Below are 7,098 nucleotides of genomic sequence, written 5' to 3' on the forward strand. Positions count from 1 at the left end.
GCTATGAAGTCGTGGAAACTCAACTACCTGCTTTACTCACAGTCGTCAAAGAGATTAATGAACCAAGACTCCCTTCATTACGAGGCAAATTAACCTCTAAAAAGAAAGAAATTATTAAGTGGGGTGCGCAAGAACTTGATGTTAACCCGGATGATGTTGGACTGACGGGCTCTCCCACTCGAGTAATTCGCACATTTACCCCGCCACCTCGAAAAGATAGAAAAATCCTCCATGGTGAGGTTAAAGATATAGTCAAAGAATTAGCCTGTGAATTGAAACAGAGAAAGATAGTATGAAATAGTGGACAGTGAACAATAGATATACTTTAGAGAGGCATATTTTGTGATTTCCTGTGACTATCAACTCAGGTTATCGGTTATCAGTTATCGGTTATCAGGTTATCGGTAAAGAGCAAGCAGTAGCCTGGTATTTCAAATTACCGATTACTTTAAATAATCACAATTTATACCTCACTGGAGTATAGTAATCAGTGAGTAGAGGTGTAGTAAGTGGTAACTAATTACCAGTTACCAGTTACCAATTACCAGTTACCAGTTACCAATTACCAGTTACCAGTTACCAATTACCAAAATAAGAAGGAGGGATTTTAAAATGACCAGGATTAAAGTATGTGGGATAACAAGTAAAACAGATGCCTTTATGTGTATTGATGCTGGTGTAGATATTTTAGGATTTGTTTTTGTAGGGGAGTCGCCGAGAAAAATTGCACCTGAAGAGGCTCAGCGTATTATAAATGACATACCATCTTTTGTTATCACGGTGGGTATATTTGTGAATAGACCAGAAAATGAAGTTGTCAAAATTGCCGACTTATGTAAATTAGATAGATTACAACTTCATGGGGAAGAATCTCCTCAATATTGTGCTTCTTTTAATCGTAAGATAATCAAGGCATTTAGAATTAGAAGTAGTGATGACCTCACTGTTATCCCTGGGTATAAGGTTTCGGGATATTTAGTGGATAGCTATGAAGAAGAGCGCGCTGGTGGAACTGGTAGAACATTTGAATGGAGTTTAGCCCAGGAGGCAACTAAATTCGGACCGATTATCCTGGCAGGTGGACTTACTCCTGAAAATGTCAATCGGGCTATATCCATCGTTCGTCCTTATGCCGTTGATGTAAGCACGGGCGTAGAGGAAAAAGATACACCAGGGAAGAAAAATAAAATAAAATTAACCGAATTCATTAGACAGGTTCAAAATGCTGATAGTGATATTATTATCGCTGATAAGGCAAAAAAACTATTTGAATGGGAAGGGGAAGAAGTAAAAGAGAAAAAAGGTGGATTTCTGTTTTGGAAGAAAAAGTAACGAGGATACGGAAGTCCGAACTTATTCGGGTAAAGAGGAATAGTAAACATTCAGCCACAGAGGCACAGAGAACACAGAGGTAATATATAACTACGAATGAACACAAATACAAAAAAATTTGTAGTACGAGGCTTTAGCCTCGCTTCTGGCAAACCAAAAGGCGAACCTAAAGATTCGCACTACATTTATGGGATGTCAGAGGTTAATTCGTGTGCATTTATGGTTAATTTCCTTAATTCTCTGTGAACTCTGTGCCTCTGTGGCTATATCCCTGAACGGTTACGAGGAATAAAGCAATGTTACCAGACAAATATGGACATTTCAAATCTAAGGATAATTTTTTTGGGGGAAAGTTTGTCCCTGAAACCTTGATGTCTGCATTAGAAGAATTAGAGTCAAATTATCTTAAGACTAAAAATGACACTGAATTCCAGACTCAACTTGACTACTACCTGAAGGTTTATGCAGGCAGACCAACACCATTATATTTTGCTCAAAGGCTAACAGAAAAATTTAACTCTGCAAAAATTTATTTAAAGCGAGAGGATTTATGTCACACTGGCGCTCATAAGATAAATAATACCTTAGGACAGGTGCTTCTGGCTAAATACATGGGGAAGCCACGCGTCATTGCAGAAACTGGGGCAGGACAACATGGTGTAGCCACAGCAACGGCAGCCGCTATGTTTGGACTACAATGTGAAGTTTATATGGGGACCGAGGATGTCCACCGCCAGGCATTAAATGTCTTTCGGATGAAACTCTTAGGGGCTAAAGTTCATCCAGTAGAATCAGGAAGTAAAACCTTAAAAGATGCCATCAATGAGGCTATCCGTGATTGGGTCACAAATGTTAGAACAACCCATTATGTCATAGGCTCGGTCGTTGGACCTCATCCATACCCAATGATGGTGCGGGATTTTCAAGCAATAATTGGTCAGGAAACCAGACAACAAATCCTTAAATTAGAAGGTCGCCTGCCAGATTATCTATTAGCCTGCGTTGGTGGTGGAAGTAATTCGATAGGTCTATTTTACCCGTTTTTTAAAGATAAAAAGGTGAAGTTTATAGGCATTGAAGCCGCCGGGAAAGGACTTAATACAGAATTTCATGCCGCATCATTGCAAGCAGGTAGCCCTGGTGTTTTACATGGTAGCCTCTCTTATGTGCTTCAGGATAAAGATGGTCAGATTACTCCAACTCACTCTGTCTCTGCAGGATTAGATTATCCAGGGGTAGGGCCAGAACATAGCTACTACAAAGAGACTGGTAGAGCAGAATATGTTGGAGTGACAGATGATGAGGCACTGGAGTCATTCCAGATTTTAGCCCAAACAGAAGGAATAATTCCAGCATTAGAATCTGCTCACGCCATTGCCTATGCAAAAAAATTAGCCCAAAGACTAAATAAGGATGAGATTATTGTAATTAATCTGTCTGGTCGGGGAGATAAAGATGTAGAAACAGTATCAAAAATATTAAATGAGGAGGTGGATTAAAATGGAGGTATTAGGGTTAATATTAGGAATGTTAGGGTTGATTTTTACTTATATCTGGAGAGTTAATGGTAAACTCCAGAAAGAGATGATGCAAGCATTGGGGAAGATTGAAGAAGGTGCGGTGAAAATTGAAGAAACACAAAGAGATATAGTTCAAATGCTTCTTGAACACACAAGAATTTTGGACAGGATGGAAAGAAAAATGGCTGCCTGAGAGTATATGTCAGGTTAAGGTTTTATAGGCTTTCACGAAATTAAAAGCAAGTAATTGGTTAAATGGTAACTGGTGATTGGTAACTAATTACCATTCACCAGTTACCATTTACCAAATATAACGGTATTTAATTACCATTCACCAGTTACCATTTACCAAATATAACGGTATTTAATTACCATTCACCAGTTACCATTTACCAAATATAACGGTATTTAATTACCATTCACCAGTTACCATTTACCAAAGGATAAGGAGACAAAAGATTGAGCAATAGGATTGACTTAAAATTTCAAGAACTTAAGGCAAAAAAACAGAAGGCATTAATTACATTCATTACGGCAGGTGACCCCAGTCTTGAACGGACTTATGAATTAGTGCTCAAATTAGAAAAAAGTGGGGCAGATATAATTGAACTTGGCGTGCCTTTCTCCGACCCATTAGCGGATGGCCCGGTAATTCAAGCCTCATCAGAACGGGCATTGAATAACAAAACATCTCTGACAAAGGTACTGGATTTAGTCAAAGTCCTTCGCAACATTTCTCAGATTCCCATCGTGTTACTTAGTTATTATAACCTTATTTATAAGTACGGGGTATCTCAATTTGTCAAAGATGCAAGTTTTGTTGGTGTAGATGGTGTGATTATCCCTGATTTACCACCAGAAGAGGCAGAAGAATTGAGAGATGAAGCTCAATCAAAAAACTTAGCCACTATATTTTTGTTAGCACCGACAAGCACATCAAAGAGAATAAAATTGATTAGTCGAACATCCAGCGGATTTATCTATTATGTTTCCTTAACAGGAATAACAGGTATGCGTGAAAAATTAGAAGGAACATTAGAAGATGTTTTAAGGCAAATTCGACTAATAACGAATAAACCTATTGCCGTGGGATTTGGCATATCAACAAAAGAGCATGTGCATAAGGTTACCTCGATAGCAGATGCCGCTATTGTCGGCAGTGCAATCGTTAATCTTATAGCTAAACATGAAAAAAACCCCAATCTGGTCAATCTCGTAGGCGATTTTGTCTCAAACTTATCTTCCGGGAAATATCAATAAAATGATTGTTATCTTTGTATCATTTTTTATAATCCTAACTAATCTTTTCTTATTAGCATTTACACTTTTAGAAAAGAGAAGTAGTCTCAGAACAACTTACTCATCTCTTCTATCTACCTTAACCCTCTGGATTTTGGGTTTTGGGACATCATCACTTTTTTTAGATGAAACCAATGTTCTTATCTGGCTAAGATGTTCTTATACAGGACTTATATTCTTTCCTGTCATCTTCTTCCATTTTGTCCTATCGTTAACTATGAACCATTCTAAATTCCCTACTATATTAAAGCAAGCGGGATATTCCCTCAGTCTAATATTTGGTATTTTAAATCTCTTAGGTGGACTTATTCAAGGAGTAATCTTTAAAGACGGCTTTTATTATCCAGATATTGGGGTGTTCTATTACTATTATGGAATATATTTTATCCTTTTTATCTTGTATGGAAATTGGTTGTTATATCAAAGATATAACAAGACTAAAAGTGTTATAGAAAAGGAAAGGTTAAAATATTTACTCATAGGAAGTTGTTGTGGAATATTAAGCAGTCTCTCCAATATGGGCATTGATTTTTTTAAAATGCTATATTTAGTAGAATATTTGACCATTGTCATTTTTAACTTGTTCATAAATTATGTCTGTATCAAGTATAAATTAATAGAATTAAATATATTTATAAGGCGAGAACATCTCCATTACCTGACATCAACTATTTTAGTCGGACTAATTGCTTTTATTATTTTAGTTGGACAGAGATTATTTCCATCTAATTTTTTTCTATTAAGCATAATACTGGCTATTGGTTTTGGCTTAAGTTTTCATTTAGCCAGTAGAACAATTAGCCAATTTATAGAAAGGCGATTTTTTAAAGAAACATTCGATAAAAAAGAGTTCCTGAAAAGATTTTCTCAAAATATTACCTCTACATTTGATAAAAATTTGCTTCTTCCATCAATACTTGATGTTCTGGTAAATATTATGGAGATTAAAACAGCCTCGATAATACTTTATTCCCCGGATGAGGAAGAATGTAAAGTAGATTTTGATATGGGATTAAATGAAACCAGGAGGCGTAAGGCGATATTCTCAAAAACAAAAGGGATGATTAAATGGTTTAGTGAGAATAAAAAAATACTTCTAAAAGAGAATCTACGATTAGACCCCAGATTTGAAAATGTCTTTCAAGATATAGAAAATGACCTTGAAAAGGTAGATAGTATCTTAGCCATACCGCTGGTTGGGAAAGAAGGGTTAAGGGGGGTAGTTTGTTTAGGTGAGAAAGAAAATTTGCATGGATATAATGATGAGGATATAGCCTTTCTGAATACATTTTGTGACGAAACTACGGTCGCCCTTGAAAATACATTTTTGTATGAAGAGAAGATGAAATATTTTTTAAATACCATTTTGACTTTATTATTCACGATAGAGGCAAAAGATAAATATACTAAAGGACATTGTGAAAATGTAGGGCGATATGCCGCAATCGTGGCACAGGCACTTGGACTTTCTCCCACAGAAGTAGAAAATATTAAAATTGGTGGTTATCTCCATGATATTGGTAAAATTGGTATTGATGACAAAATTCTACTTAAACCAGGACGACTTACAGAGGATGAATTCGAACAAATTAAAAAACACCCGGAGATTGGCGTGAAAATATTAGAAGCAATTAATCTCCCAGGAGATATTATCGATGCCGTTAAACACCACCATGAACGAATTAGTGGAGATGGCTACCCAAACTCCTTAACCAAAGATGGAGAACCTCCTTTGCCTTTAGCCGCCTCTATTATTGGTATCGTAGATTCTTATGAGGCAATGACATCTGATAGACCTTATCGAAAGGCATTTAGTAAACAAGATACCCTTCTTGAATTAGAAAGAGGAAGTGGGAAATTGTATGACCCTAAAATAGTTGAGGTGTTTATTAAATTAGTCAAGGAAGGAAAGATATGAAAAACGATAAGATTACCTGGATATTTTTTATCTTACTTTTAACCGGCGTAATAGGTGGAATATTTAACCTCCTTCGATTATCCCAGTTCCCGATAAAAAAAAGAGAGGTTACGGTTAAAGAAAAAATAAAACTCGAAAAACAACTTCAACCACTTCCGACTAAAATTAAACCTGTTTACCAAAAACCAATTCCTGCTCAACCATCTAAACCGAATAAATTTGGAACTATTAGTATCTTAAGCTCTCCAGCCGGAGCAAAGATATATCTTGATGCTATCCTGCAAACTAAAAGGACACCAATGGTTTCTAAAATTAAAACAGGGACACATCAGATAAAATTGGTTAAAAATGGTTATCAACCATATCAATCAGAAATAATAATAAAACAAGGATTAACAACCTGCATAAATGCTAAATTAGAATTATCTCTGGCAAGTGTATTTATTAGCTCAACTCCTCCAGGGGCAACTGTTTTTGTCAATAATGAAAAAAAAGGGATAACTCCTTTAACGATTTCTCCCCTAATCCCCTGGCAACCTTACCAACTACAACTTAGTTTATCTAAATATAATGATTGGTCAGCTAATATATTTGTTGAACCAGGAGAAGAGACAAAGATGGAAGTAAGATTAAAACCCAAACCTGAAGGTTTTATTTATGTAACATCTATTCCTTCAGGGGCTATGGTATATTTAGACGATGAATTAATTGGTAAGACACCCGTGCGGGAATTGACAGTCAGGGTTGGAAATCATACACTCAAAGTCAACAAAGAAGGATTCTTTTCTGCAATAAAAAAAGTTAATGTGCCAGTGGCTGAAAGTGTTTTTGTTAATTTTGAATTAACATCGGAGAGTAGTAATCAGTAAAGAAAATTTTCAATACTAAATAAAACTATCTACTCAGCAATTCTCGGTGAAAATAAGAAATGGGTATTTATGAGGGTTTTTCGGGATTATGAAATATATTTTTCGTAAAGATTTTTGTTTTTTGAAAAAAATATAGACTTTTTATCTTAAATGTGGTATA

The 7,098-nt window shown here is 35.9% G+C and carries 9 protein-coding genes; all 9 read left to right on the forward strand.

The features are described from left to right. The coding region (locus tag AB1414_12710; GenBank protein MEW6608282.1) for an electron transfer flavoprotein subunit beta at positions 1-296 on the forward strand (296 nt) is incomplete at its 5' end. Between the two features lie 213 nt (positions 297-509). After that, a complete protein-coding gene (locus AB1414_12715; protein MEW6608283.1) occupies positions 510-611 on the forward strand; it encodes a hypothetical protein in 102 nt (33 codons plus the stop codon). 1 nt (position 612) lies between these two features. Then, positions 613-1,332, forward strand: a complete 720-nt coding sequence (locus AB1414_12720) for a phosphoribosylanthranilate isomerase (GenBank protein MEW6608284.1) — start codon at positions 613-615, stop codon at positions 1,330-1,332. 96 nt (positions 1,333-1,428) lie between these two features. Beyond that, the gene (locus tag AB1414_12725; protein ID MEW6608285.1) at positions 1,429-1,578 is read left to right on the forward strand and encodes a hypothetical protein; all 150 of its coding nucleotides are present in this window, start codon (positions 1,429-1,431) and stop codon (positions 1,576-1,578) included. A 50-nt stretch (positions 1,579-1,628) separates the two neighbouring features. After that, positions 1,629-2,831, forward strand: a complete 1,203-nt coding sequence (trpB, locus tag AB1414_12730; GenBank protein MEW6608286.1) for a tryptophan synthase subunit beta — start codon at positions 1,629-1,631, stop codon at positions 2,829-2,831. 1 nt (position 2,832) lies between these two features. Continuing rightward, positions 2,833-3,045, forward strand: a complete 213-nt coding sequence (locus tag AB1414_12735; GenBank protein ID MEW6608287.1) for a hypothetical protein — start codon at positions 2,833-2,835, stop codon at positions 3,043-3,045. 266 nt (positions 3,046-3,311) lie between these two features. After that, positions 3,312-4,112, forward strand: a complete 801-nt coding sequence (gene trpA, locus AB1414_12740; GenBank protein MEW6608288.1) for a tryptophan synthase subunit alpha — start codon at positions 3,312-3,314, stop codon at positions 4,110-4,112. Next, positions 4,078-6,069: an HD domain-containing phosphohydrolase gene (locus AB1414_12745; protein MEW6608289.1), complete on the forward strand. Its 1,992-nt coding sequence runs from the start codon at positions 4,078-4,080 to the stop codon at positions 6,067-6,069. Before trpA ends, AB1414_12745 begins: the two co-directional genes overlap by 35 nt. Then, positions 6,066-6,938 (forward strand): PEGA domain-containing protein, encoded by an 873-nt coding sequence (locus AB1414_12750; protein ID MEW6608290.1) that lies wholly within the window; start codon positions 6,066-6,068, stop codon positions 6,936-6,938. The genes AB1414_12745 and AB1414_12750 overlap by 4 nt, the downstream gene beginning before the upstream one ends. Positions 6,939-7,098: the final 160 nt, after the last annotated feature.

Source organism: bacterium (genome assembly GCA_040755795.1).
GTDB lineage: Bacteria > UBA9089 > CG2-30-40-21 > CG2-30-40-21 > SBAY01 > JBFLXS01.

Coding starts and splice junctions, on each gene's coding strand:
- AB1414_12720 (MEW6608284.1), top strand. CDS start 613: ATGACCAGGATTAAAGTATGTGGGATAACAAGTAAAACAGATGCCTTT.
- AB1414_12725 (MEW6608285.1), top strand. CDS start 1,429: ATGAACACAAATACAAAAAAATTTGTAGTACGAGGCTTTAGCCTCGCT.
- trpB (MEW6608286.1), top strand. CDS start 1,629: ATGTTACCAGACAAATATGGACATTTCAAATCTAAGGATAATTTTTTT.
- AB1414_12735 (MEW6608287.1), top strand. CDS start 2,833: ATGGAGGTATTAGGGTTAATATTAGGAATGTTAGGGTTGATTTTTACT.
- AB1414_12750 (MEW6608290.1), top strand. CDS start 6,066: ATGAAAAACGATAAGATTACCTGGATATTTTTTATCTTACTTTTAACC.